Source organism: Nocardioides campestrisoli (assembly GCF_013624435.2).
Classification (GTDB): domain Bacteria; phylum Actinomycetota; class Actinomycetes; order Propionibacteriales; family Nocardioidaceae; genus Nocardioides; species Nocardioides campestrisoli.
The window spans coordinates 1,722,854-1,744,813 of the sequence record NZ_CP061768.1 but is presented as its reverse complement, the minus strand read 5'-3'; the positions used below and the strand labels follow the sequence as shown (position 1 = coordinate 1,744,813).

The following is a 21,960-nucleotide window of genomic DNA, read 5'->3' as shown; positions in this document are numbered from 1 at the left end:
GGCGCTGACTCAGGCGCTTTCCGGGGCCGCGGCGTCGTCCCGCTTGGCCCCGTCCCGGTCAGCGCCGTCCCGGTCGGCGTCGTCCCGGCGACGTCCGTGGCTGCCGAGGAAGACCCCCGCCAGGCCCAGCAGCGCACCGCCGGGCAGGGCGCAGAAGGCGCTGGACTCGAACCAGAACGGCCAGGGGTTCTCCCCCGCGCCGTCCAGCCGCAGGTCCCCGGGGACCGAGGCCATGTCCTCGGCGGTGGCCGCCACCGTCTGCGGGTCCGGCGGGCCGAGCGCGTGCCCGACCTGGTACATCAGCCAGGCGGCCAGGACAGCGCCCAGGAAGACCCCGACCAGCGTGGCCACCTCGCGGCCGCGGGCGAACCAGGCGGCCATCGCGCCGAAGAGGAGACCGGCGCCGACCCCGAGCACGGTGAACCAGCCGGTCGCCGAGACGGCCTGGTAGATCCCGTCCCGGTCCAGGAACCAGCGTCCCTGGTAGACCGTGCCGGCGGGAGCCTCCCAGACCCACTCCCACACGACGCCGAGCAGCGCGCCGAGCACCCCGCCGGCCACGACGAGGACGAGGACGCGGCGCAGGACGCCGCCCGAGTTCAGCTGGTCAGGCACCCGGGGCCCAGGAGCTGCTTGAGGTCGGCGAAGAGCGCCGGGCTGGCGGTCACCCGCAGCCGGTTGTCCAGCTTCATCACCTTGGTGGAGGTCCGCGTGAGCAGGCGCAGCTGCACCTCGGTCATGCCGGGATGGGTGGAGAGCACGTCCCGCAGCTGCTCGACCACCGGCGCCGTGCACCGGGTCGAGGGCAGGCTGATCACCACCGGCCCGCTCGGGCCGTCGGTGAGGTCGGGGACGGTGACCTCCTGGCCCCGGATCTCTGGCTGGTCCTTGTCCCGGGAGAGCTGGCCCTTCACCCGGATGATCGCGTCCTGGGAGAGGTAGGGCGCGGCGAGCTGGTAGGCGCTGGGGAAGAGCAGCACCTCGATGGCACCGTCCAGGTCCTCCAGCGTGATCGTCGCCCAGGCGTCCCCGCGCTTGGTGATCTTGCGGTTGACCGAGGTCACCAGACCGCTCACGGTCAGGGTGCTGCCGTGGGAGCGGTCCTCGTCGAGCATCAGCTGACCGATCGTGCAGTCGGTGCCGGACGAGAGCACGTGCTCGAGCCCCATCAAGGGGTGGTCGGAGACGTAGAGGCCGAGCATCTCGCGCTCGTGGCCGAGCAGCGTCATCTTGTCCCACTCGTCGATGTCGGGGACCGAGACCGAGATGCCGAAGCCCTGGTCGTCGTCGTCGAGCCCGCCGAAGAGGGAGTCCTGGCCGATCGCCTCGTTCTTCTTGATGTCGACGTACTGGTCGACCGCGTTCTCGTGGATCGTCACCAGCGCACGCCGCCGGTGCTTCATCTCGTCGAAGGCCCCGGCCTTGATCAGGGACTCGATCACCCGCTTGTTGCAGACCAGCAGCGGGACCTTGTCCATGAAGTCGTTGAAGTCGGTGAAGCGCCCCCGCTCGGTGCGGGCCGCGACGATGCCGTCGACCACGTTGGCGCCGACGTTGCGCACCGCGGTGAGCCCGAAGCGGATGTCGGTGCCGACCGGGGTGAAGTTGGCGGCCGACTCGTTGACGTCCGGCGGGAGCACCGAGATCTTCATCCGGCGACACTCGTTGAGGTAGATCGCCATCTTGTCCTTGTCGTCCTTGACCGAGGTCAGGAGCGCCGCCATGTACTCGGCGGGGAAGTTGGCCTTGAGGTAAGCGGTCCAGTAGGAGACGAGCCCGTACGCGGCGGAGTGCGCCTTGTTGAACGCGTAGTCGGAGAAGGGCAGCAGGATGTCCCACAGGGTCTTGATCGCGGCCATCGAGTAGCCGCGCTCCTGCATGCCGCCGGAGAAGGTGGCGAACTGCTTGTCCAGCTCCTCCTTCTTCTTCTTGCCCATGGCGCGCCGCAGCAGGTCGGCCTGGCCCAGCGTGTAGCCGGCCAGCTGCTGGGCGATCGCCATCACCTGCTCCTGGTAGACGATCAGCCCGTAGGTCTCGCCCAGGATGTCCTCAAGCGCCTCGGCGAGCTCGGGGTGGATCGGCTCGACCGGCTCGCGCCCGGTCTTGCGCCGCGCGTACTTGTTGTGGGAGTCGGCTCCCATCGGACCCGGTCGGTAGAGGGCGCCGACCGCGGAGATGTCCTCGAAGGTGTCGGGCCGCATCGAGCGCAGCAGCGCCCGCATCGGGCCGCCGTCGAGCTGGAAGACGCCGAGGGTGTCACCGCGCTGCAGCAGGCCGTAGGTGGCCGGGTCGTCGAGGGTCAGGTCCTCCAGGACGATGTCCTGGCCCCGGTTGGCCTTGATGTTCTTGACCGCGTCGTCGAGGACCGTGAGGTTGCGAAGCCCCAGGAAGTCCATCTTGATCAGGCCCAGCGACTCGCACGTCGGGTAGTCGAACTGGGTGATCATCGCGCCGTCGGAGGGGCGCTTGAGCAGCGGGATCACGTCGACCAGGGGCTCGCTCGACATGATGATGCCCGCGGCGTGCACACCCCACTGCCGCTTGAGGCCCTCGATCCCCATCGCGGTGTCGACGACCCGCCGGACGTCGGGCTCGGCCTCGTAGAGGGCCCGGAACTCCCCGCCCTCGCCGTACCGCTTGTGGTCGGGGTTGAAGATCTCCTTGAGCGGGACGTCCTTGCCCATCACCGCGGCCGGCATCGCCTTGGTGATCCGGTCGCCCATGGAGAAGGGGTAGGCCAGGATCCGCGAGGAGTCCTTGACGGCCTGCTTCGCCTTGATGGTGCCGTAGGTGATGATGTAGGACACGCGGTCGTCGCCGTACTTCTCGGTGACGTACTTGATCACCTCGCCGCGCCGGCGCTCGTCGAAGTCGATGTCGAAGTCGGGCATCGAGATGCGGTCGGGGTTGAGGAAGCGCTCGAAGATGAGCCCGTGCTCGAGCGGGTCGAGGTCGGTGATGCGCATCGCGTAGGCGACCATCGAGCCCGCACCGGAGCCACGGCCGGGGCCGACCCGGATGCCGTTGTCCTTGGCCCAGTTGATGAAGTCGGCGACGACGAGGAAGTAGCCCGGGAAGCCCATCTGGGTGATGACACCGACCTCGAAGTCTGCCTGCTTGCGCACCTTGTCGGGGATCCCGTCGGGGTAGCGCACCCGGAGACCGCGCTCGACCTCCTTGACCAGCCAGGAGTTCTCGTCCTCCCCCGGCGGGCAGGGGAAGCGGGGCATGTAGGTGCCGTTGCCCTCGGTGAACTGGACGTCGCACCGCTCCGCGATCCACAAGGTGTTGTCGCACGCCTCGCGCAGGTCGTACTTGTCGACCCACAGCGAGCGCATCTCGGCGGGGCTCTTGATGTAGTAGCCGTCACCGGAGAAGGCGAACCGCTGCCCCGGGCCGTCGCCGGCGGGGATGTCCATCGTCGAGCCGGAGTTGATGCACAGCAGGTGCTCCTGGCTGGCCGCGTCCTCCTGCCGCACGTAGTGGGAGTCGTTGGTGGCCAGCAGCGGGATCTTCAGGTCCTTGGCGAGACGGAGCAGCCCGTCGCGGACCCGGGTCTCGATCGAGAGGCCGTGGTCCATCAGCTCGAGGAAGTAGTTGTCCCGCCCCAGGATCTCCTGGAAGTCGCCGGCCGTCTGCCGGGCCGCCTCGTAGTTGCCGTGGCGCAGGTGGACCTGGATCTCGCCCGAGGGGCAGCCGGTGGTGCCGATCAGGCCCTTGCCGAACTGGCTGAGCAGCTCGCGGTCGGCGCGGGGGTGCTGGAAGAAGCCGTCGCGCCAGGCGCCGGTGGAGAGCCGGAAGAGGTTGTGCATCCCCTCGGTGGTCTCCGACAGCAGCGTCATGTGCGTGTAGGCGCCGCGGCTGGAGACGTCGTCCGGGCCGCCCTGGTAGAAGTTCACCCGCTTGCGCTCGAACCGGGAGATGTTGGGGGTGAAGTACGCCTCGATGCCGATGATCGGCTTGATCCCGGCGTTCTTGGCCTTCTTGTAGAACTCGTAGGCCCCGAACACGTTGCCGTGGTCGGTCATGGCGATCGCCGGCATGCCGAGCTCGGCCGTCCGCTCGGCCATGTCCTGCAGGCGCGCCGCGCCGTCGAGCATCGAGTACTCGGTGTGGACGTGCAGGTGCACGAAGTTGTCGTTGGAACCGGCCGACATGAGTGGTTCTTCCACACCTTCCGAGGGGGTTGCTGGAGCACGCGCGGCTGGCGCGTCCTGGGGAAGGAAGCCAGCCTACGACAGCCTCTCAGGCCCCTCCGACAGGACACGGCAGCGGCCGTCCGGGACGTGACCCGGCACGCTCACCACCAGCGGACGGCGCGCCCGTGGCCGTGCGCCCAGCCCCGCTCGGCCGCTCGAGCCCGAGCACCAGGTCACCTCGCAGCTCCAGTACGAGATCCTGCCCGGCGCCGAGATCAGGCCGGCCAGGCCAGGTGGATGTCCGGGGCGTGCTCCTCGTTCTCCGACCCGTCGGTGCGCTCCACCTCGACGAACCCGTGCCGGGCGTAGAAGCGCCGCGCCGCCAGGTTGGACTCGAAGACCCACAGACCCACCCCGTCGGGGCGCAACGCCTGGACGAGCTCGACCAGCGCCGAGCCGATCCCGTGACCTTGGTGGTCGGGATCGACGTAGAGGTGGTCCACCCAGGTGGGCGTGAGCAGCACGAACCCGAGAGGACGGGCCGCCGCGGGGCCGTCGGGAGCCCCGGCCTCCTCGGCGAGCCACAGCTCGTGGCTGGTCAGGTCCCAGCCCCGCACCCAGGCGCGCACCTGCGCGTCGCTGTGGACCGGGGCGGGCACGGAGGGGAAGGCGGCGTGCCGCGACCTCAGGTACAGCTCCCCCACGTCCGCCAGGTCCTCGACCGATCCCGGACGCACGACCAGGCCGCGGTCAGGCCTCAGCGCTCGTCCCGGATGGTCTCCAGGGCCTGGGTCAGGTCGTCGGGGTAGGTGGACTCGTACTCCACGTACTCACCGCTGTCCGGGTGCTCGAAGCCCAGCTTGACCGCGTGCAGCCACTGGCGCTCCAGGCCCACACGCTTGGCCAGCACCGGGTCGGCGCCGTAGGTGAGGTCACCGACGCACGGGTGCTTGAGCGCTGACATGTGGACGCGGATCTGGTGCGTCCGGCCGGTCTCGAGGTGGATCTCCAGCAGGCTCGCGAACCGGTGCGCCTCGAGGGTCTCGTAGTGCGTCACGCTGTGCCGACCGTCGGCCATCACCGCGAACTTGTAGTCGAACTTGGGGTGCCGGCCGATGGGGGCGTCGATCGTGCCCTCCAGCGGGTCCGGGTGTCCCTGCACCAGCGCGTGGTACGTCTTGTCGACCGTACGGTGACGGAAGGCGTTCTTGAGCAGCGAGTAGGCGTGCTCGGACTTGGTGATGACCATGACCCCCGAGGTGCCCACGTCGAGGCGCTGGACGATGCCCTGCCGCTCGGAGGCGCCCGAGGTGGCGATCCGGAACCCCGCGGCAGCCAGGTGGGACACGACCGTCGGCCCGTTCCACCCCGGACTCGGGTGGACCGCCACGCCCACCGGCTTGTCGATCACCACGATGGAGTCGTCGTCGTGGATGATCCGGATGCCCTCCACCACCTGCGGGACCACGGCCAGTGCGTCGGTCTGGGCCGGGATGGTGACCTCGAGCATCGATCCGGGGTGCACCCGCTGGCTCTTGGCGACTCCGGCGCCGTCGACCCGGACCAGGTCCTCGGCGATCAGCTCGGCCGCCCGGGTCCGGGAGAAGCCGAACATCCGCGCCATCGCGGCGTCGACCCGCTCACCGGCGAGTCCCTCGGGCACCAGCACGGTGCGCTGCTCGAAACGACCGGTCATGACTGCTCCTCGGCCTTCGCCGCAGCGGTGTCGCGGGACCCGTCCAGCGCGATCCCCCGGAAGCTCTGCACGATGATGATCGCCGCGGCCACGTTGATGAAGACGTCGGCGAAGTTGAAGACCGGCCAGTTGGGCAAGCGCAGGAAGTCGACCACGTGCCCACGCATCGGCGAGGGGTCCCGGAACACCCGGTCGATCAGGTTGCCCCCGACGCCGGCGAGCAGCAGCCCGAGCCCCCAGGCCCAGAAGATGCTGCCCAGCCGCCGGCTGAGGAACAGGATCACGCCCACGGCCACGATCGCCAGGCAGGTCAGCACCACGGTGTACTCGGTGCCGAGGCTGAACGCGGCACCCGGGTTGAAGACCAGGTGCAGGGTGAGCCAGTCGCCCAGCAGTGCCCGGTCGGAGTCCGCCAGGGCCGCCAGGGCCCAGACCTTGGAGCCCTGGTCGATCAGCAGGCCGGTCACGACCAGGATCACGAAGACCTGGCGCGCCCGGCGTCGTCGGTCAGGACTGGTGACGTGGTCGCTGGGGGTCAGCGACGCTCCTCGCGCTGCTTGCATGGCAGGCACAGTGTCGCACGGGGGAAGGCCATGACCCGCATCTTGCCGATCGCCTGTCCGCAGGACTCGCACATGCCGTAGGTCCCGTCGGCGATCCGGGTGAGCGCCTTGTCGATCTGGGCGAGCATCACCCGCTCGCTGTTCATCAGGGTCAGCTCGTGGTCACGCTCGAAGCTGGTCGCTCCCATGTCCGCCTGGTCCTGACCTGCCCCGTCACCTGCGTCGCGCATCAGGCCGTTGAGCTCGACCTCCTGGACCTCCATCATGTCCACCAGGCGCGCGCGGTGAGCGTGCAGGTCGTGCAGCACCGAGTCGAGCTCGCCCTTGGTCCAGGGGTCCTCCCCCTCCTTGACCACGAGCGCGCTCGGCGGCGCCTTCTTGGCGGTCTTCCTGGTGGCGGCCTTCTTCACCGCCGGGTCCTTCCGCGCCGCAGTCCTGCCCGCGGCCGGTGCGGCCTTCCTGGCTCCGGGCTGCCGAGTCCCCTCGGCGGGGACCGTGGCGCGCTCCAGGGTCTTGGGGGCCGGCACCTCCACGGCCCCGGTGGCCCCGCCCCGGGCAGCGGGCTCCTTCTGGGCCGGCACCCGGGGAGCCGTCCGGCGCGCCGGCGGGGACTCCGCGGACTCCTCGGGTGCGGGTTCCGACACCGCGGTCTGACCGCCGGCGATCACCCGCTTGGCGACTGCTGTTGCCGATCCGGCCAAGGACTTCCGAGCGCTCCGTGCCATGGCACAACTCCCCCTGAGAGCAGAAATATGTGGCCGCTGCCACACATTGCTCGGACAGTAGCCCTCCGGATCGTCCGACTCAACCGACCTTTGGCCCTAGCGGACGCCCTCTTTCCGCCGGACGCACACGACGGCCGGCCCCATGGTGGGACCGGCCGTCGTGAGCCGAACGAGACGTGGAGGTCAGCCCTCGTCGTCACCCAGGATCGAGCGCAGACGCTTGGGCGCGGGCGCACCCTCTCCGGGGGCCGGGTTCTCCAGGCTGCCGGTGCCCTCGAGGGCCTCCAGCTGCTGGGTGAAGTAGGTCTTGAGGCGGGAGCGGTACTCGCGCTCGAACGAGCGGAGGGTCTCCACCTCGCCGTTGAGCTTGTCCCGCTCCTTCTCCAGGTCCCCGAACATCTGCTGGCGACGCTCGGCGGTCTCGGAGTCCAGCATCTGGGCCCGCTGCCGCGCCTCGGCCTCCATCCGGTCGGAGTTGGTCTTCGACTCCGCCTGCAGGCGCTCGGCCTTGGTGCGTGCCTCCCCGACGATCCGGTCGGCCTCGTTCTTGGCGGCGTCGACGAGCTCGTCGGCGTTGCGGGTCGCGATCTCCAGCAGCCGGGCGGCGGCGTTGGACGCGTCGGGCACGGTCTCGACCTTGATGGTCTCCACGGCCGGGGCAGCAGCCACGGGGGCGGGCTCGGGGGCCCTGACCGGCTCGGGCGCCGGCTCGGCAGCCTTCGGCTCAGGCGTGAGCGAGAACGGCGCGGCAGCGGGCGCGGACGGACCGGCCTTCTGCGCGGCGGACAGCTTGGCCCGCAGGTCGTCGTTCTCCTTCGTCAACCGGGCAAGCTCGGCCTCGACCTCGTCCAGGAACTGGTCGACCTCCCCCATGTCGTACCCCTCGCGGAGGCGGACAGGAGTAAAGCGCTTGTTGCTCACGTCCTCAGGCGTCAGCGGCATGACCTCACCCAATCTCTTCGTCGGCAATCTGGTCGTTCTGCTGTGGGAACAATAGCGCCCCGGCCCGGGGCGTGGTCGGAGACCCGTGTGACTGCTGTGTCCACCTGGACGGGTCGCGTCAGGACAGGAAGACGATCTGCACCACCGTGAGCAGCAGCCACGCGGTGATGAGCACGATCATGAAGCTCAGGTCCAGGGCCACGGACCCGAGCCGGATCGACGGAACCCAGCGACGTACCGCCTTGATGGGCGGATCGGTCGCGGTGTAGACGCCCTCCAGCACCACCAGCAGCGGACCGCTGGGCGACCACTGGCGCGCGAAGACCTGCACCCAGTCGACGACGAAGCGCACGAACATCAGGGCGATGAAGATCCAGAGGACGGCATAGAGGATCGTTCCGACGAAGACCACGAGGCGAACTCTAGCTCTGGTTGAAGAAACCGCCCTCGACCAGGCGCTCCTTCTCCTCCGCGGCGACGGTCACGTTGGGCGGGGAGAGCAGGAACACCTTGTTGGTGATCCGCTCGATGCTGCCGCGCGTGGCGAAGACCAGTCCGGCGGCGAAGTCGACCAGCCGCTTGGCGTCGGAGTCGTCCATGTCGGAGAGGTTCATGATCACCGGGATGCCTTCCCGGAACTGCTCGCCGACGGTGCGCGCCTCGTTGTAGGTACGGGGGTGCAGGGTGGTGATCCGGCTCAACTCGTGCACCGTTCCGGGGTCGGGGACAGGCGCCGGACGGCGCCGCTCGGACAGGTCGGCGACCAGGGCCGGCTGCGCGCGCTCACGCGGAGCCCGCGCCTCGCTGCGCTCGCCCACCGTGGTGGGGGCGTCGTCGGCCTGGTCGCCCGGGTAGTCGTCGTACCGTCCCGTGTCCTCGAGCAGGCCGAGGTACTCGCCGATCCTGCGCATCGCGCCGCTCATGACCATTTCCTCCGGTACGTCGTGGTGCCGGCTGAGGGCACCGTGATCTTCTTGGACATTACAAGACCTCCGGCCTGGGACCGAGGATCGCGGAGCCGACACGCACGTGTGTCGCCCCGTGCTGGACAGCGGCCTCGAGGTCTCCGCTCATCCCTGCGGAGAGCACGGTCGCCTCCGGGTGGTCGGCGAGGAGCTCGGCGCGGACCTGCGCCAGCCGGGCGAACGCCGGCCCCGGCTCCTCCCCCAGCGGCGCGACGGCCATCAGGCCGGCCAGCCGCAGCGAGGGCTCGCCCGCGACCTGCTCCGCCAGCCCGCGCAGGGCGGCGGGCGCCACTCCTGCCCGGTGGGCGGCGCCGGGCGGGTCCAGGCTGACCTGGACCAGGACGTCGAGCCGCCGACCCGCGCTCTGCGCGCCGCGGGCCAGCGGTGCCACGAGCTTGGGCCGGTCGACCGACTCGACCACGTCGGAGTAGGCGGCGACGGCCGCGGCCTTGTTGCTCTGCAGTCCGCCGATGAAGTGCCACCGCAGTCCCGCGTCGGCACACTCCGCCGCCTTCGCCTGGGCCTCCTGGTGCCGGTTCTCCCCCACGTCGGTGACCCCCAGCCCGGCCAGCAGCCGGACGTCGGAGGCCGGGAAGAACTTGGTGACCACCACCAGGCCGACCTCGCCGGGGTCGCGCCCCGAGTCGACGCAGGCCTGGTCGATCCGGGCGCGTACGGCGTCCAGGTTGGCGGCAAGCTGCTCGCGCCGGGTCATGAGAGCCACACCAGCCCGGCCAGACGCCCGGCCGCTTCACCGTCACGGCGGTAGGAGTGCAGCCGCGCGTCCTCGCGGGTGCAGCGACCGATCTCCTCGACCTCGACCCCGGCGCGGACCAGCTGCGCGCGGACCCCCGCGGGGATGTCGAGCGCTGCGGTGCCCCAGGAGGTCTCGGCCCGGGACTCGGGCACCACCGCGGCCACCTCGTCGCGCATCTGCTCGGGCACCTCGTAGCACCGACCGCAGATGGCCGGGCCGATCCAGCCCACGATCTCGCGGGCGCCGAGCCGGCGCATCGACTCCACGGTCCTGGTGACGATGTCGAGCTCCAGTCCGCGCCGGCCGGCGTGCGCCCCGGCGACCACCCCTGCCTCGGGGTCGGCCAGGAGCACGGGCACGCAGTCGGCCACCCGGATCATCAGCCCGAGTCCCCGGGTGGTGCTGACCAGGGCGTCCCCGGCAGGCACCTCGTCCAGCCCCATCGGCCCGGTGGCGACGACGACCTCGTCGCCGTGCACCTGGGTCAGTCGGGCGAAGGGGACCCCTGCCTCCCCCTCCACCCGGGCGAGGGTGGAGAGGAAGTCCGCGCCGAGCCCCTGCAGGTCGAGGGTCGCGTCGGTGAAGGCGACGTCCACCCGGAGCTGGGAGACGTCCCCCTTCCGGGAGTCGCGGTAGGCGAACACGGACTACTTCAGGAAGTCGGGGATGTCGAGGTCGTCGTCGTCGAACTCGACCTGGCGGGAGGGACGCGGCCGCTCGGCGGGCGCCGCCTGCTGGGCGGCCACCGGACGGCTCTGGGCCGGAGCCTGCCGCTCCTGGGACGGACGCGCCTCGGGCGCACGCTCGGAGCCCCGCGACTGCGCGGCACCTGCCTGGCCACCCGACTGGGCGCGCACCGTCTCGCGCTCCGCGGACCCTTGCAGGGACGGCCGCTCCTTGGGCGCCTGCACGGTCGGCCGGTTGAAGCCCGAGCTGTTCTCGCGCCGCTTGGGCATGCCGCCGTCGAACCCGGCCGCGATCACGGTCACCCGCACCTCGTCGCCGAGAGCGTCGTCGATCGTCGCCCCGAAGATGATGTTGGCCTCGGCGTGCGCCGCCTCGGAGACCAGCGCGGCGGCCTCGTTGATCTCGAAGAGACCGAGGTCGGAGCCGCCGGCGATGGAGAGGAGCACGCCGTGGGCGCCCTCGATGGAAGCCTCCAGCAGCGGGCTGGAGACGGCCATCTCCGCGGCCGCGACGGCCCGGTCCTCGCCTCGCGCGGAGCCGATGCCCATCAGGGCGGAGCCGGCGTTGGCCATGACCGACTTCACGTCGGCGAAGTCGAGGTTGATCAGCCCGGGCGTGGTGATCAGGTCCGTGATGCCCGAGACACCCTGCAGGAGCACCTGGTCGGCCTGCTTGAAGGCGTCGAGGATCGAGACGTTGCGGTCGCTGATCGAGAGCAGCCGGTCGTTGGGGATGACGATGAGGGTGTCGACCTCCTCGCGGAGCTGGGCGATCCCCTCCTCCGCGGAGTTGGCGCGACGGCGTCCCTCGAAGGCGAACGGGCGCGTCACCACACCGATGGTCAGGGCACCGAGCGAGCGCGCGATCCGCGCCACCACGGGCGCGCCGCCGGTGCCGGTGCCGCCGCCTTCGCCGGCGGTCACGAAGACCATGTCGGCGCCCTTGATGACCTCTTCGATCTCGTCCGCGTGGTCCTCAGCGGCGCGCGCCCCCACGTCGGGGTTGGCGCCTGCGCCGAGGCCACGGGTGAGCTCGCGCCCGATGTCGAGCTTGACGTCGGCGTCGCTCATCAGCAACGCCTGGGCGTCGGTGTTGATCGCGATGAACTCGACACCCTTGAGGCCGACCTCGATCATCCGGTTGACGGCGTTGACGCCACCACCACCGATGCCCACGACCTTGATGATCGCCAGGTAGTTCTGGGCTGCTGCCACGGTCTACGCCTTCCTTGGTGTGGGCCGGATCGCGGCCCGCGCTGTCTGCGGTGAAAAAGAGGCGGGTTGCCACGCCTCGTCCCCCCTGGCCCGGCCGGAAACCCTAACCGTGAGCCTGAGGGTTATAGTTATGTCAACCTCGCGTTGTGAAAGACACTAGGCAGATCCGGACGCCGAAAATCGCAGGACACGCCGCAGACACGCGGCGCGTGCAAAGAAAAGCGGAGACTCAGCCCGAGGTGACGGGCTGGCCCGGCACGCTGACGTCGTAGCGCTTCGCCTCGCGGGCCTGGAGCAGCGCCCCCAGCACGGCCGCCTTCTCCTCCGACTGCTCCGCGCTCCCCCACACGACCACGCGCTCGTCGCGCAGGGCCAGGGAGATCCGGTCCACCGTCTCCACGTCGACGTGGTGCACCTGGGCGGCCAGGTCGGTGGGCAGCGAGGAGACCACCGCGGCGGCCTCCCGGAAGGCCTCGTTGTCGGGCGCGCCGACCACCCGGACCCGGGGCAGGTCCTCGGGCGGACGCTCGTAGCGGGTGAAGACCACGCCATCGCGGTCCATCCCCCGCAGGCTCGTCCCCAGGTCCACCACCGCGACGGCCACGCGCTCCTCGACGTCGACGACCACCGCGTCGGGCCAGGCCCGCCGCACCGAGGCACCGCGCACCTCGGCGAGGGTCTCCACCCGGCGCGCCACCCGGTCGAGGTCCACCCGGGCCAACGGCGTCCCCGGCTCGACCCCGGCGGCGGCCCGCACCTGCGCAGCCGAGAGCAGCTCGGTCCCCTCGACGGAGACCCGGTCGACGCCGAGCACCTCGGAGGACCAGACGACCCAGGCGCCGGTGGCGAGCAGGGCCGCCGCGAGCACGGCCACCAGCAGCGGCCGCCACAAGCCCCAGCGGCGGGCCCACTGGCGCCGGACGAACCGCTTACGGGTCCGCTCCCCGGGCTCCGGCTCGGCGGAGCGACCCGGCAGCCGGACCATCAGCGGCCGGTCCGCTCGAGGAGCTCCAGCACCTGGGGGCCGAGGGTGGTCACCGAGCCTGCCCCGAGGGTGAGCACCAGGTCGCCCGGACGGGCGCGCCGTACCAGCTCGGCCGGGACGTCGCCCATCTCCGGGACGAAGACGACCCGGTCGGGCGGCAGCGGGCAGGCATCGGCCACCAGCGCGCCGGTCACCTCGGGGTCCGGCTCCTCGCGCGCGACGTAGACGTCGAGCACGACCACCTCGTCGGCCGCCGCCAGGGCCTCCCCCATCTCGCGGCCGAAGATGCGGGTCCGCGAGACCAGGTGGGGCTGGAAGGCCACCAGCACCCGTCCCTCGCCGGCTACCGCGCGGGCGGCCTGCAGGTCGCCCGCGATCTCCACGGGGTGGTGGGCGTAGCTGTCGTAGACCCGGACACCGGCGGTCTCGCCCTTGGCCTCCATCCGCCGTCGGGTCCCGGTGAAGCCCGCCAGCCCGGTGACCAGCTCCTCGAAGCCGAACCCGAGGCGCAGACCCGCGCCCAGCGCCGCGGCGGCGTCGAGCAGGTAGTGACGACCCGGGATCCGCAGCCGGAGCCGGCCGAGCTCCTCGCCGGCGTGCAGCACGGTCGCCGAGGAGTCCGTGCCCTCGAAGCGCAGGTCCACCAGTCGCAGCTCCGCGCCCTCGGACTCCCCCACCCCGAGCACGTCCAGGCCTCGGGCCCGGGCCTCCTCGGCCAAGGTCGCGGCTCCCGGGTCGTCGACGACGCAGACCAGGAAGCCGTCGGGGTCGATCCGGTCCAGGAACGCCGAGAAGGCCGCCCGGTACGCCTCCGGCGTGCCGAAGTGGTCCAGGTGGTCGGCCTCGACGTTGGTCACCACCGCGCCGTGCGGGCGGTAGACCAGGAAGGCCCCGTCGCTCTCGTCCGCCTCGGCGACGAACAGGTCGCCCGACCCCAGGTGCGCGTTCGCCCCCGTGGCCGCGAGGTCGCCGCCCACCGCGTACGTCGGGTCCGCCCCGGCCGCCTGCAGCGCCACCGTGAGCAACGAGGTGGTGGTGGTCTTGCCGTGCGTGCCGGCCACCGCGACGGTCCGGTGCCCGGCCATCACCGAGGCGAGACCGGCCGACCTCGGCCAGACCCGCAGCCCGTGCTCCCGCGCCGCGACCACCTCCGGGTTGTCCTCGCGCACCGCGGTGGAGACCACCAGGGTGTCGGCGCCCTCGACGTGGGCCGCGGCGTGGCCCACGTGGACCGTGGCGCCGAGCTCGGCCAGCCGCGCCAGCGTCGGGGAGTCGGCGCCGTCACTGCCGGAGACCCGGACACCGCGCGCGAGCATCAGGCGGGCGATGGCCGACAGGCCGGCCCCGCCGATGCCGACGAAGTGCACGTGTCCGAGGTCCTCGGCCGGGAGCAGGACGTCGGGGACCGGGATCTTCACCGGGCAGCCTCCAGGATCATCGCCGCGAGGCGCTCGTCGGCGTCCAGGGGGACGGCGCCGGAAGCCGCGGCGCCCATCTCCGCGAGCCGGGCCGGGTCGGTCAGCAGGGGCAGCAGCTCGGCGGCCACCCAGGCCGGGGTCAGCGTCGCGTCCTCGACCAGCAGCCCGCCGCCGGCCTCGACGACCGGACGGGCGTTGAGGGCCTGCTCCCCGTTGCCGATCGGAAGCGGCACGTAGACGGCCGGCAGTCCCACCCCGGAGACCTCGGTGACGGTGTTGCTGCCTGCGCGGCACAGCACCGCGTCGGCGGCGGCGTAGGCCAGGTCCATCCGGTCCACGTAGTGGCGGACCACGTAGGCCACGTCGCCCATGGGAGCGACGACCTCCTGCTTGGGACCCACGACGTGCAGCACCTGGACGCCAGCCTCGGCCAGCGCGGGGGCAGCGCCCAGCACGGCCGCATTGATCCGCGCGGCTCCCTGCGAGCCGCCGGTCACCAGCAGCACCGGCCGGTCGGCCGCGAGCCCGAACTCGGCCAGCGCCTGCTCGCGCAGCGCCGACCGGTCCAGGGTGGAGATCATCCGTCGCACGGGCAGTCCGACGTAGGTGGCGTGCGGGAGCCGGGTGCCGGGAAAGCTGGTGGCCACGTGCTGGGTCATCCGCGCTCCCAGGCGGTTGGCGATCCCCGGCAGGGCGTTGCCCTCGTGCACGACCAGGGGGATCCGCCGCGCCCGGGCGGCCAGGTAGGCCGGCACCGAGACGTAGCCGCCGAACCCGACGACCACGTCGGGGCGCACCCGGTCCACCACCTCCAGGGCGGCGCGACGGGCGGCCAGCAGGCGACCCGGCGTACGCAGCAGGTCCACACCGGGGCGCCGCGGGAGCGGCACCCGCGGGACGACCTCCAGCGGGAGACCGGCCTCGGGGACCAGCCGGGCCTCCAGGCCCGTGCTGGTGCCCAGCGCGGTCACGTCCACGTCGGGGACGAGGCGACGCAGGGCGTCTGCCGTGGCGAGCAGGGGCGAGGTGTGCCCGGCGGTGCCACCGCCGGCAAGGAGGACGCGCATATCGCGGACCAGCCTAGGCGCTGCCGGGTCCGTGGACGGAGACGGTGGCCGGCTCGCGCGCGCCGCTGCGGCGCCGGCTGGCGAGCGCCTCGGCTGCCTCGGGCTCGCGCCGCGCGAAGCCGATCAGCAGTCCCAGCGCGACCAACGAGGGCAGCAGCGCCGAGCCGCCGTAGGAGATCAGCGGCAGCGGGATGCCGATCACCGGCAGCAGCGCCAGCACCATCCCGACGTTGATGATCATCTGGCCGAGCAGCCAGACCACGATGCCGAAGGTCATGTACCGCACGAACGGGTCCTGGGTCCGCAGCGCCACCTTGGTCGCGGCGTAGGCGATGGTGAGGAACAGCCCGATGACCAGCAGGGTCCCGACCAGTCCGAGCTCCTCGCCGAGCACCGCGAAGATGAAGTCGGTGTGCGCCTCGGGCAGGTCGCCCCACTTCTGCGTCGACCCCCCGATCCCCTGGCCGGTCCACCCGCCGGTGGACAGCGCGTACAGACCGTGGGCCGGCTGCCAGCCGGTGTCGTGGTAGTCCTTGAACGGGTCGACGAAGTTGGTCAACCGCTCGCGTCGCTCGGTGCTCGTGCTGGCCAGGTAGAGCGCCACCACCCCGACGACCGAGCTGGAGAAGACGAAGAGCCGGCTCGGCGCCCCGACGATCCACAGCATCGCGAGCAGGATCGCGAAGAGCACCAGGGCGGTGCCGAGGTCGCTGCCGAGCACGACGAGCATGATCGCCGCGAGCACTCCCGGCACCACCGGGACCATCACGTGGTGCAGCTGGTCGAGGCGACGCTCCTTGAGCGCGTAGACGTGGGCCGCCCAGAGCACGAGCGCCAGCTTGGCGACCTCCGAGGGCTGGATCGCCAGCGGCCCCACCCCGAGCCAGTTGGTGTTGCCGTTGACCGTGATGCCCAGACCGGGCACCTGGACCAGGGCCAGCAGCACCAGCGAGACGGCCAGCCCGGGCCAGGCGAGCCGGCGCAGGGCGGCGTACGGCAGGCGCGAGGCGATCCAGGCGGCCGGGATGCCCAGGGCCACCCACATCAGCTGGCGCCGCACGATGGCGTAGGAGTCGTCGTAGATCCGGAAGGAGCGGACGCTCGAGGCGCTCAGCACCATGATCAGGCCGATGGTGAGCAGCAGCGCCGAGGCGCCCAGCAGGAGGTAGTACGGCGTGAGCGGCCGGTCCATGGCCGAGCGCAGGGTGGTCCACCAGGAGGGGGCGAAGCGCGAGACCCGTGCCTGGTCGTGGCCAGGCTGACGAGCGGGGTGGTCGGGGTGCAGGGTGGTCATCGGCTCACCTCCTGGATCCGCTCGTCGTGCGATGGTGCTACTCCGTCCCGCCGCCCGCCCGGCGCCGGACCGCGGCGGCGAAGGCCTCACCCCGGGCGGCGTAGCTGGCGAACATGTCCATCGAGGCGCACCCCGGCGCGAGCAGCACGGTGTCGCCGGGGAGGGCGAGCCCCGCTGCCGCGTCGACGACGCGTTCCATGGGATCTTCAGTCTCCCCGTCCCCGATCTGGATGACCGGAACATCGGGCGCGTGTCGCGAAAGGGCGTCCGCGATCACATGCCGGTCCCGCCCGAGCAGGACCACGCCGCGCAGCCGCCCGGCGACCATCCGGACCAGGTCGTCGAAGCGCGCGCCCTTGGCCAGACCGCCCGCCACCCAGACCACCGGGTCGTAGGCCTGCAGGGAGGACTGCGCCGCGTGCGGGTTGGTCGCCTTCGAGTCGTCGATCCAGGTGACACCGTCGGTGATCGCCACGTGCTCGATCCGGTGCCCGTCCGGCCGGAACGCGCGCAGCCCGTCCCGCACCGCCTCCTGGGAGACGCCGTGGGCGCGGGCCAGGGCGGCGGCGGCCAGGGCGTTGGCCACGAAGTGCGGAGCCGGCGAGGCGAGGTCGGCCAGGGTGCACAGCTCGGCCGCACTGGTCTCCCGCTCGGCCACGAAGGCGCGGTCGGCGAGGATGTCGTCGACCAGCCCCACCATGCCCACCCCAGGCATCCCGAGGGTGAAGCCGATGGCCCGGGCCCCCTCGACGACGTCGGCCTCCTCGACCAGTCGCCGGGTGCGCTCGTCCGCGACGTTGTAGACGCAGGCGCGCTGGGCCCGCTCGTAGATCCGTCCCTTGTCGGCGAGGTAGTCGTCGAACGAGGAGTACCAGTCGAGGTGGTCCTCGGCGACGTTGAGGACCACGGCCGACTCCGGGCTCATCGAGTCGGTGTAGTGCAGCTGGAAGCTGGAGAGCTCGACCGCGATCACGTCGTACGGGTCGGGGTCCATCACCGCCTCCACGATCGGCAGCCCGACGTTCCCGGCGGCGACCGAGCGGAGCCCGGCGGCCCGGAGGATGGAGTCGAGCATCTGCACGGTGGTCGTCTTGCCGTTGGTGCCGGTGACCGTCAGCCAGGGCGCGGGGGCGTCCGGGTGCCGCAGCCGCCAGGCGAGCTCCACCTCGCCCCACACCGGGATGCCGCGGGCGCGGGCCTGGGCGATCAGCGGGGCGTCGGGGCGCCAGCCGGGAGAGGTGACCAGCAGGTCGGTCTCGTCGGGGAGCACCGCGGTGCTGCCCTGCCCGAGCCTGATCTCGGCGCCCAGCACCTCGAGCAGCTCGGCCTTCTCGGCCTTGTCGACCGAGGTGGCCTCGTCCAGGGCCAGGACCTGGGCACCCAGGTGGTTGAGGTTGTCGGCGGCCGCGAACCCGGAGACGCCGAAGCCGGCGACCACGGCGCGCACGCCGTCCCAGGAGTCGGTCCGCCCCAGTGCGGTGGGATCAGGACGGCTCATCCGACGCCCGCCACCCACTCGGCGTAGAAGATCCCCAGACCGGTGGCGACCGCGAGGCCGGTGATGATCCAGAACCGGACCACCACGGTGACCTGCTCCCAGCCGAGCATCTCGAAGTGGTGGTGCAGCGGCGCCATCCGGAAGATCCGCTTGCCCTTGGTCGCCTTGAAGTAGCCCACCTGGAGCATCACCGACAGGGTCTCGATCACGAACAGGCCGCCGATCACCAGCAGCAGCAGCTCGGTGCGGGTCAGGATGGCCAGCCCGGCGAGCGCGCCGCCGAGGGCGAGCGAGCCGGTGTCGCCCATGAAGATCTGCGCCGGGGAGGCGTTCCACCACAGGAAGCCGAAGCAGGCGCCCGCGATCGCGGCGGAGACCACCGCCAGGTCGAGGGGGTCACGTACCTCGTAGCAGGCCCCGCCCGGCTGGATGGTGCAGGACTGGTTGTTCTGCCAGATGTTCACCAGCGTGTAGGCACAGAAGACCATCGTGCAGGCACCGGCGGCCAGGCCGTCGAGTCCGTCGGTCAGGTTGACCGCGTTGCTGAAGCCGGTGATCAGGAACCAGGTGAAGAGCAGCAGCAGGACGGTCGGGACCACCCAGGAGTCGAAGTCCCGGATGAACGAGAGGTGCCGCGAGGCCGGGGTCTCCCCCCGCTCGTCCTCGAGCAGCGGGGAGAGCGCCAGCCAGCCGAAGACCAGGGCGATGACCGTCTGCCCGATCATCTTCGCCTTGCTCCGCAGCCCCAGGCTGCGTTGCTTGACGATCTTGATGAAGTCGTCGAGGAAGCCCACGGCCCCCAGCCCCACGAAGAGGAAGAGCAGCAGCAGCGCGGACGCGGTGGGCACCTGTCCGGTGATCAGCTTGGCCAGGAGGTAGGCCACCACCGAGGCGCCGATGATCACGATGCCGCCCATGGTGGGCGTGCCGCGCTTGGTGTGGTGGGTGGTGGGTCCGTCGTCGCGGATCTCCTGCCCGTAGCCGCGGCGGGACAGCACGGTGATCGCCACCCGGGTGCCGAGCAGCGAGAACAGCAGCGCGAGTCCGCCTGCGAACAGGATTGCTCTCATCGAGCAGGATCCCCTTCCTCGAGAAGTCCGTCCGCGATGTGCTCGAGTGCCGCACCACGAGATGCCTTGACCAGGACCGCGTCGGCGGCCGAGACATTCTCTCGTACCCACTGCAGCGCCTCGTCGCGGGTGTCGATGATCACCGCGGTGCCCCGCCATGCGGGGTCCCGGGTCGCGCACGCCGCGATCTCGGCAGCCGCCGTACCCACGGTGACCAGCACGTCGACCTGGGCGGTCGCGGCCGCGGCGCCGACCCGGCAGTGCTGGGCGGCCGAGTCGTCGCCGAGCTCGCGCATCTCCCCCAGCACCGCGACGGTACGGCGTCCGCCGGCCCGGCCGATGTGCCCCAGGGTGTCCAGGGCGGCCTCCATCGACTCGGGGTTGGCGTTGTAGGAGTCGTTGATCACCAGCAGGCCGTCGGCCCGCTCGTGCAGCTCCATGCGCCAGCGGGAGGCCGGCTCGGCGGTCGTGAGCCGGCTGGCCACCCGGTCGGCGGGCACCCCGACCGCGAGGGCCATCGCGGCAGCCGCGAGCGCGTTCGGGACCTGGTGCGAGCCGAGCTGGGCAAGCCGGACCGGGTACCACCGGCCCTCGGCACCGAGCTCGAAGCTGCGCCGGCCCAGGTCGTCGGAGGCGAGGGCGCGCAGGGTGACGTCCCCGTCGGCGCCGAAGGTGAGCACCCGGGCCCGGGTGCGCGGAGCCATCGCGCGGACCAGCGCGTCGTCGGCGTTGAGCACCGCGGTCCCCGACGGGGGCAGGGCCTCGACGATCTCGCCCTTGCCCTGCGCGATCGCGGCCCGGCTGCCGAACTCGCCCAGGTGCGAGGTGCCGACGTTGAGCACGGCGGCGACCTGCGGCGGGGCGGTCCGGCACAGCTCGGCCACGTGGCCGATCCCGCGCGCCCCCATCTCCACGACCAGGAACCTGGTCTCCTCGGTGGCGCGCAGCACGGTCAGCGGCACCCCGAGCTCGTTGTTGTAGTTGCCCAGGGTCGCCACGGTCGGCCCCTCGCCGGCCAGCACGTGCGCCAGGTAGTCCTTGGTGCCGGTCTTGCCCTGGGAGCCGGTCAGGGCCAGCACGGTCAGCCCGGGCAACGAGTCGACGACGTGCCGGCCCAGACGACCCAGGGCAGCGACCACGTCGGGCACGACCACGCCCGGGGCGCCCACGTTCCGGCTCCCCAGGTAGGCCACCGCACCGGCGGAGAGGGCGGCCTGCACGTGCTCGTGCCCGTCGGTGCGTTCTCCGGCCAGGGCGACGAAGAGTCCTCCGGGCACCACGGCCCGGCTGTCCAGGGTCGCCTCGGCGACCACCTGCACCCGGTCGGCGTCCAGGTCGCCGGGTCCGACGACCCGGCCTCCCAGCAGGTCGGCCAGGGCGGTCAACGTCATGGCGATCACAGCCGCCTCAGCTCCTCGCGCACCACGTCCCGGTCGTCGAAGGGATGGACCACGCCCGCGACCTCCTGCCCGCTCTCGTGCCCCTTGCCGGCGACCAGCACGATGTCGCCCGGTCCCGCCAGCTCCAGGGCGGTGCGGATCGCCGTACGCCGTTCGCCCACCTCGAGCACCTCGGCTCCCCCGTCGCCGGCCCCGGCCAGGACAGCCGCGCGGATCGCCGCGGGCTCCTCGCTGCGGGGGTTGTCGTCGGTCACCACGAGCACGTCGGCCAGGCGCGCGGCGATCTCCCCCATCAGCGGGCGCTTGCCGGGGTCGCGGTCCCCGCCGGCCCCGATCACCACGAGCAGCCGGCCCTCGGTGAGCGGGCGCAGCGTGCGCAGTGCGGCCTCGACCGCGTCGGGCTTGTGGGCGTAGTCCACCACCACGGCGAAGGACTGGCCCTCGTCGATGTCCTCCAGCCGGCCGGGGACCCCCGGCCCCTCCGAGATCCCCGCCGCCACGGCCGCGGGGTCGAAGCCCGCCTCCGCGCAGGAGGCGATCGCGGCGAGGGCGTTGGAGACGTTGAAGTCGCCGGCCAGCGGCACGCCGGCGGGCAGCCGCAGGCCACCGGGGCCCTCGACCACGAAGGTCGAGCCGTGGGCGGTGGTGGTGACCTCGACCGCACGCCAGTCCGCCTCGGCGCCGGCGGCGGAGAAGGTGCGCAGCGGGATCGTCACCGACTCCGCGAGGCGCCGACCGTGGCCGTCGTCGAGGTTGACCAGGGCCAGCCGCGCCCGCTCCGGGGTGAACAGGGAGGCCTTCGCGGCGAAGTACTCCTCGACGTCGGCGTGGAAGTCCAGGTGGTCGCGGCCCAGGTTGAGGAAGGTGGCCACGTCGAAGACCGTGCCGTCGACGCGGCCCAGCACCAGCGCGTGGCTGGAGACCTCCATCGCGCACACCGCGACCTCGCGCTCGCGCATCACCGCGAACAGCGCCTGCAGGTCCGGGGCCTCCGGGGTGGTCAGGGAGGTCGGCACGTCCTCGCCGACCATCCGGGTGCCCACGGTGCCCACGACGGCAGCCCGCGTGCCCGAGGCCTGCAGCCCGGCCTCGGCCAGGCGGGTGGTCGTGGTCTTGCCCTGGGTGCCGGTCACGCCGATCATCGCCATCGAGGTGGCCGGGTCGCCGTAGACGTGGGCCGAGAGGCCGCCCAGCAGCCGTCGGGGCTCCGGCACCACCAGCACCGGCACGTCCGGCACCTGCTGCTGCACCCGGAGCGCGCCCGCCTCGTCGGTGAGCACCGCGACCGCGCCGGACGCCACGGCGTCGGCGGCGTAGTCGGCGCCGTGGGCACGGGCTCCCGGGAGGGCCACGTACAGGTCGCCCGGCCGGACCCGCTGGGAGCTGAGCGTGAGGCCGGTGACGACGGTGCGCGGCTCCCCGGTCAGACGGGGCGCGGAGTGCGTCGCCAGCCAGTCCGCAAGGTCACCGACGGCCGACCTCGGAGGTCGGGAAGGTCTTGTCGTCGCGCTGCCCACCACTGTCTGGACACTATCTCGGC

General features: G+C 71.9%; 20 protein-coding genes. All 20 read right to left on the bottom strand.

What is annotated here, in order from left to right:
• Positions 1–9: 9 nt before the first annotated feature.
• Positions 10–615 (bottom strand): hypothetical protein, encoded by a 606-nt coding sequence (locus H8838_RS08375; protein WP_185994883.1) that lies wholly within the window; start codon positions 613–615, stop codon positions 10–12.
• Complete coding sequence (gene dnaE, locus H8838_RS08370; protein WP_181310661.1) at positions 600–4,157, bottom strand: DNA polymerase III subunit alpha; 3,558 nt, start codon at positions 4,155–4,157, stop codon at positions 600–602. The genes H8838_RS08375 and dnaE overlap by 16 nt, the downstream gene beginning before the upstream one ends.
• A gap of 257 nt (positions 4,158–4,414) precedes the next feature.
• A complete protein-coding gene (locus H8838_RS08365; RefSeq protein ID WP_224766475.1) occupies positions 4,415–4,843 on the bottom strand; it encodes a GNAT family N-acetyltransferase in 429 nt (142 codons plus the stop codon).
• A 53-nt stretch (positions 4,844–4,896) separates the two neighbouring features.
• Positions 4,897–5,835, bottom strand: coding sequence for an RluA family pseudouridine synthase (locus H8838_RS08360; RefSeq protein ID WP_181310660.1), 939 nt, complete (start codon positions 5,833–5,835; stop codon positions 4,897–4,899).
• Positions 5,832–6,398: a signal peptidase II gene (gene lspA, locus H8838_RS08355; RefSeq protein ID WP_185994884.1), complete on the bottom strand. Its 567-nt coding sequence runs from the start codon at positions 6,396–6,398 to the stop codon at positions 5,832–5,834. The genes H8838_RS08360 and lspA overlap by 4 nt, the downstream gene beginning before the upstream one ends.
• Positions 6,371–7,123, bottom strand: coding sequence for a TraR/DksA C4-type zinc finger protein (locus H8838_RS08350; RefSeq protein ID WP_181310658.1), 753 nt, complete (start codon positions 7,121–7,123; stop codon positions 6,371–6,373). Before H8838_RS08350 ends, lspA begins: the two co-directional genes overlap by 28 nt.
• Before the next feature lie 183 nt (positions 7,124–7,306).
• On the bottom strand, positions 7,307–8,065 hold the full coding sequence (locus tag H8838_RS08345; protein WP_185994885.1) for a DivIVA domain-containing protein: 759 nt from the start codon (positions 8,063–8,065) through the stop codon (positions 7,307–7,309).
• A 118-nt stretch (positions 8,066–8,183) separates the two neighbouring features.
• Positions 8,184–8,477: a YggT family protein gene (locus tag H8838_RS08340; RefSeq protein ID WP_181310656.1), complete on the bottom strand. Its 294-nt coding sequence runs from the start codon at positions 8,475–8,477 to the stop codon at positions 8,184–8,186.
• A 10-nt stretch (positions 8,478–8,487) separates the two neighbouring features.
• Entirely contained in the window at positions 8,488–8,988 is a 501-nt protein-coding gene (locus H8838_RS08335; RefSeq protein ID WP_181310655.1) for a cell division protein SepF, read from the bottom strand.
• Between the two features lie 58 nt (positions 8,989–9,046).
• Positions 9,047–9,745, bottom strand: coding sequence for a YggS family pyridoxal phosphate-dependent enzyme (locus tag H8838_RS08330; protein ID WP_185994886.1), 699 nt, complete (start codon positions 9,743–9,745; stop codon positions 9,047–9,049).
• Positions 9,742–10,431 carry a peptidoglycan editing factor PgeF gene (gene pgeF / locus H8838_RS08325; RefSeq protein WP_185994887.1) on the bottom strand — a complete coding sequence of 230 codons (690 nt, stop codon included), beginning with the start codon at positions 10,429–10,431 and terminating at the stop codon, positions 9,742–9,744. The genes H8838_RS08330 and pgeF overlap by 4 nt, the downstream gene beginning before the upstream one ends.
• Before the next feature lie 3 nt (positions 10,432–10,434).
• Positions 10,435–11,688, bottom strand: a complete 1,254-nt coding sequence (gene ftsZ, locus H8838_RS08320) for a cell division protein FtsZ (RefSeq protein WP_181310652.1) — start codon at positions 11,686–11,688, stop codon at positions 10,435–10,437.
• A 229-nt stretch (positions 11,689–11,917) separates the two neighbouring features.
• Positions 11,918–12,673, bottom strand: a complete 756-nt coding sequence (locus H8838_RS08315; protein WP_224766474.1) for a cell division protein FtsQ/DivIB — start codon at positions 12,671–12,673, stop codon at positions 11,918–11,920.
• Positions 12,673–14,091, bottom strand: a complete 1,419-nt coding sequence (gene murC, locus H8838_RS08310) for a UDP-N-acetylmuramate--L-alanine ligase (protein WP_181310651.1) — start codon at positions 14,089–14,091, stop codon at positions 12,673–12,675. Before murC ends, H8838_RS08315 begins: the two co-directional genes overlap by 1 nt.
• Positions 14,088–15,158, bottom strand: coding sequence for an undecaprenyldiphospho-muramoylpentapeptide beta-N-acetylglucosaminyltransferase (gene murG / locus H8838_RS08305; protein WP_181310650.1), 1,071 nt, complete (start codon positions 15,156–15,158; stop codon positions 14,088–14,090). Before murG ends, murC begins: the two co-directional genes overlap by 4 nt.
• 13 nt (positions 15,159–15,171) lie before the next feature.
• On the bottom strand, positions 15,172–16,452 hold the full coding sequence (ftsW, locus tag H8838_RS08300) for a putative lipid II flippase FtsW (RefSeq protein WP_181310649.1): 1,281 nt from the start codon (positions 16,450–16,452) through the stop codon (positions 15,172–15,174).
• 37 nt (positions 16,453–16,489) lie between these two features.
• Positions 16,490–17,950 carry a UDP-N-acetylmuramoyl-L-alanine--D-glutamate ligase gene (murD, locus tag H8838_RS08295; RefSeq protein ID WP_181310648.1) on the bottom strand — a complete coding sequence of 487 codons (1,461 nt, stop codon included), beginning with the start codon at positions 17,948–17,950 and terminating at the stop codon, positions 16,490–16,492.
• The gene (gene mraY, locus H8838_RS08290; RefSeq protein WP_181310647.1) at positions 17,947–19,020 is read right to left on the bottom strand and encodes a phospho-N-acetylmuramoyl-pentapeptide-transferase; all 1,074 of its coding nucleotides are present in this window, start codon (positions 19,018–19,020) and stop codon (positions 17,947–17,949) included. Before mraY ends, murD begins: the two co-directional genes overlap by 4 nt.
• Complete coding sequence (locus H8838_RS08285; RefSeq protein ID WP_224766518.1) at positions 19,017–20,411, bottom strand: UDP-N-acetylmuramoyl-tripeptide--D-alanyl-D-alanine ligase; 1,395 nt, start codon at positions 20,409–20,411, stop codon at positions 19,017–19,019. Before H8838_RS08285 ends, mraY begins: the two co-directional genes overlap by 4 nt.
• Before the next feature lie 5 nt (positions 20,412–20,416).
• Positions 20,417–21,937 (bottom strand): UDP-N-acetylmuramoyl-L-alanyl-D-glutamate--2,6-diaminopimelate ligase, encoded by a 1,521-nt coding sequence (locus H8838_RS08280; protein ID WP_224766473.1) that lies wholly within the window; start codon positions 21,935–21,937, stop codon positions 20,417–20,419.
• Positions 21,938–21,960: the final 23 nt, after the last annotated feature.

Excerpts from the sequence above, each read along its gene's own strand:
- H8838_RS08315 (WP_224766474.1), bottom strand. The coding sequence starts at position 12,673 with ATGGTCCGGCTGCCGGGTCGCTCCGCCGAGCCGGAGCCCGGGGAGCGG.
- H8838_RS08350 (WP_181310658.1), bottom strand. The coding sequence starts at position 7,123 with ATGGCACGGAGCGCTCGGAAGTCCTTGGCCGGATCGGCAACAGCAGTC.
- H8838_RS08360 (WP_181310660.1), bottom strand. The coding sequence starts at position 5,835 with ATGACCGGTCGTTTCGAGCAGCGCACCGTGCTGGTGCCCGAGGGACTC.
- H8838_RS08345 (WP_185994885.1), bottom strand. The coding sequence starts at position 8,065 with ATGCCGCTGACGCCTGAGGACGTGAGCAACAAGCGCTTTACTCCTGTC.
- murD (WP_181310648.1), bottom strand. The coding sequence starts at position 17,950 with ATGAGCCGTCCTGATCCCACCGCACTGGGGCGGACCGACTCCTGGGAC.
- H8838_RS08335 (WP_181310655.1), bottom strand. The coding sequence starts at position 8,988 with ATGAGCGGCGCGATGCGCAGGATCGGCGAGTACCTCGGCCTGCTCGAG.
- dnaE (WP_181310661.1), bottom strand. The coding sequence starts at position 4,157 with ATGTCGGCCGGTTCCAACGACAACTTCGTGCACCTGCACGTCCACACC.
- H8838_RS08285 (WP_224766518.1), bottom strand. The coding sequence starts at position 20,411 with ATGACGTTGACCGCCCTGGCCGACCTGCTGGGAGGCCGGGTCGTCGGA.
- mraY (WP_181310647.1), bottom strand. The coding sequence starts at position 19,020 with ATGAGAGCAATCCTGTTCGCAGGCGGACTCGCGCTGCTGTTCTCGCTG.
- ftsW (WP_181310649.1), bottom strand. The coding sequence starts at position 16,452 with ATGACCACCCTGCACCCCGACCACCCCGCTCGTCAGCCTGGCCACGAC.
- lspA (WP_185994884.1), bottom strand. The coding sequence starts at position 6,398 with ATGCAAGCAGCGCGAGGAGCGTCGCTGACCCCCAGCGACCACGTCACC.
- murG (WP_181310650.1), bottom strand. The coding sequence starts at position 15,158 with ATGCGCGTCCTCCTTGCCGGCGGTGGCACCGCCGGGCACACCTCGCCC.
- H8838_RS08330 (WP_185994886.1), bottom strand. The coding sequence starts at position 9,745 with ATGACCCGGCGCGAGCAGCTTGCCGCCAACCTGGACGCCGTACGCGCC.